Below are 423 nucleotides of genomic sequence, written 5' to 3' on the forward strand. Positions count from 1 at the left end.
CGAGAGTGCTGAGGCGGGCGTGCTGGTCGGGCTGTGCGGCGATCTCGTCGCGGTCGTCGATGTTGAGGGTGTCGAGCAGGCGCGCGAACTCGCGCAGGGTGAACGTGAAACGGGATGCGCGGGGGAGGGCCTCGACGATGTAACGCCGGTGCTCGCGGCTCAGGGCGAATACGAGATCGGTGTCACGCAGGTGCTCGACCGTGAGCTGGCGCGCGAGATGCGCATCCGGAATCCCGCCGAACTGGCGCGAGTACGCGGCTGCGCGCTCATCCATGGGACGCCCGATGAGCGCAGCAGTGCCTGCGCTGCTCACCGAGACGTCGAGACCGTCGAGGCTCGCCGCGAGCAGTTGCTCGGCGAGAGGGGAACGACAGATGTTCCCCGTGCAGACGGTCAGGATGCGGAACTCGTTCACACCTGTGC

The 423-nt window shown here is 67.6% G+C and carries 1 protein-coding gene; it reads right to left on the reverse strand.

What is annotated here, in order from left to right; translation table 11 throughout:
• Window positions 1–423 (reverse strand): arsenate reductase/protein-tyrosine-phosphatase family protein (locus AB4Z02_RS19155; protein WP_441972961.1); only part of this gene is annotated, 423 nt, incomplete at both ends.

Source organism: Pedococcus sp. 2YAF34 (assembly GCF_052114585.1).
Lineage (GTDB): Bacteria > Actinomycetota > Actinomycetes > Actinomycetales > Dermatophilaceae > Pedococcus.